The sequence below is a fragment of the Variovorax sp. WDL1 genome (assembly GCF_001541225.1).
In the GTDB taxonomy this organism is placed as follows: Bacteria; Pseudomonadota; Gammaproteobacteria; order Burkholderiales; family Burkholderiaceae_C; genus Variovorax.
Genome location: NZ_LMTS01000221.1, coordinates 24,872 through 26,755, shown reverse-complemented (window position 1 = coordinate 26,755; position 1,884 = coordinate 24,872). Strand labels below are relative to the sequence as shown.

Sequence of the window (1,884 nt, the reverse complement as noted above, 5' to 3'; positions counted from 1 at the left end):
TCGAACACCTGGTCGTAGGGCACCTCGGCCTCGGCCAGCAAGACGTTCATGTGGCCCGGCATGCGGCCGGCCACCGGATGGATGGCGTACTTCACCTTCACGCCCTTGTGCGTGAGCTTCTCGGCCAGCTCGTTCACCGCATGCTGGGCACGCGCCACCGCCAGGCCGTAGCCCGGCACGATGATCACGGTGTCGGCGTTGCCCAGCATGTAGGCCGCGTCGTCGGCGCTGCCGCTCTTGACCGGGCGCTGCTCCTGGGCACCGCCCGTGGCCGCCGCGGCCTCGCCGCCGAAGCCGCCCAGGATCACGTTGAAGAAGGAGCGGTTCATGGCCTTGCACATGATGTAGCTCAGGATCGCGCCCGAAGAGCCCACCAGCGAACCCGCGATGATCAGCATCGCGTTGTTCAGCGAGAAGCCGATGCCGGCCGCGGCCCAGCCCGAGTAGCTGTTGAGCATCGACACCACCACCGGCATGTCGGCGCCGCCGATCGGGATGATGAGCAGCACGCCGAGCGCGAAGCCGAGCGCGATGACCAGGCAAATGTCCATCCAGCTCTGCGAATGCCGGAAGCCGAACACGAAGAACGCGGCTGCCAGGCCGAGCACCGCGTTGAGGATGTGCTGGCCCTTGAACTGCACCGGCGCGCCCTGGAACAGACGGAACTTGTATTTGCCCGAGAGCTTGCCGAACGCGATGATCGAGCCGGTGAACGTCACCGCGCCGATGAAGGCGCCGAGCGCGAGCTCGATCCGGTTGCCGCCCGGGATCGTCTCGTCGTGCGCCGAGATGCCGAAGGCCCAGGGCTCGGCCACGGCCGCCACGGCGATGAACACCGCGGCGAGGCCGATCATGCTGTGCATGAAGGCGACCAGCTCGGGCATCTTGGTCATCTCGACACGCTTGGCGGCGATGGTGCCGGCGGTGCCGCCGACCAGCAGGCCGAGCAGCACCCAGCCCATGCCCAGCGCCTTGCCACCTGCCAGCTCGACGATCAACGCCGCGGTGGTCAGCGCGGCGATCGCCATGCCGGCCATGCCGAACATGTTGCCGCGGATCGAGGTAATGGGATGGCTCAGGCCCTTCAGGGCCTGGATGAAGAAGACCGACGCCACCAGGTACAGCAGCGTGACGACGCTCATGCTCATTTCGCGCCCTCCTTCGCCACGGTCTTCTTCTCTTTCTTCTTGAACATCTCCAGCATGCGCCGCGTGACCAGGAAGCCGCCGAACACATTGACCGCGGCCAGCGCCACGGCCAGCACGCCCATGGTCTTGCCGAGCGTGGTCTCGGTGAGCGCGGCGGCCAGCATGGCGCCGACGATGACGATCGCCGAGATCGCGTTGGTCACGGCCATGAGCGGCGTGTGCAGCGCGGGGGTGACGGTCCAGACCACGTGGTAGCCGACGTAGATCGCCAGCACGAAGATGATCAGGTTGATGACGGTGTGGGAAACGGGATCCATGGTGCTTACTTCCTGGTGACTTGGCCGTCTTGCGTCATGCGGCACGCGGCCACGATGTCGTCCTCGAGATCGATCTTGAGCGAGCCTTCCTTGGTCACGATGAGCTTGAGGAAGTCCAGCACGTTGCGGGCATAGAGCGCAGAGGCGTCCGCCGCGACGAGTGCAGCGAGATTGGTTTCCCCGACGATCGTGACGCCGTGCTTCACCACCGTGCGGTCGGCCTCCGACAGGGGGCAGTTGCCGCCCACGCCGTCCGGACCCCTGCCGGCGGCGATGTCGACGATCACCGAGCCCGGCTTCATCGACTTGACCATGTCCTCGGTGACCAGCGTCGGCGCGGCGCGGCCCGGGATGAGCGCGGTGCTGAGGACGATGTCCGCCAGCGCGACGCGCTTGGCCACCTCGACCTGCTGGCGCGC

Annotated in this window: 2 protein-coding genes and 1 pseudogene; all 3 read right to left on the bottom strand. The window is 66.9% G+C overall.

Features of this window, described 5'->3' with window-relative positions; genetic code table 11:
• Positions 1 to 1,148: NAD(P)(+) transhydrogenase (Re/Si-specific) subunit beta (locus APY03_RS27575; RefSeq protein WP_068681905.1), on the bottom strand; the 1,148-nt coding region annotated here is incomplete at its 3' end.
• Positions 1,145 to 1,465: an NAD(P) transhydrogenase subunit alpha gene (locus APY03_RS27570; RefSeq protein ID WP_068681903.1), complete on the bottom strand. Its 321-nt coding sequence runs from the start codon at positions 1,463 to 1,465 to the stop codon at positions 1,145 to 1,147. The genes APY03_RS27570 and APY03_RS27575, both read right to left, overlap by 4 nt.
• 5 nt (positions 1,466 to 1,470) lie before the next feature.
• Positions 1,471 to 1,884, bottom strand: a pseudogene (locus APY03_RS44620) (NAD(P)(+) transhydrogenase (Re/Si-specific) subunit alpha); the annotation flags it as partial.

What these genes read in the sequence shown, in the direction of transcription:
- APY03_RS27570 (WP_068681903.1), bottom strand. Translation starts at nt 1,465, where the DNA reads ATGGATCCCGTTTCCCACACCGTCATCAACCTGATCATCTTCGTGCTG.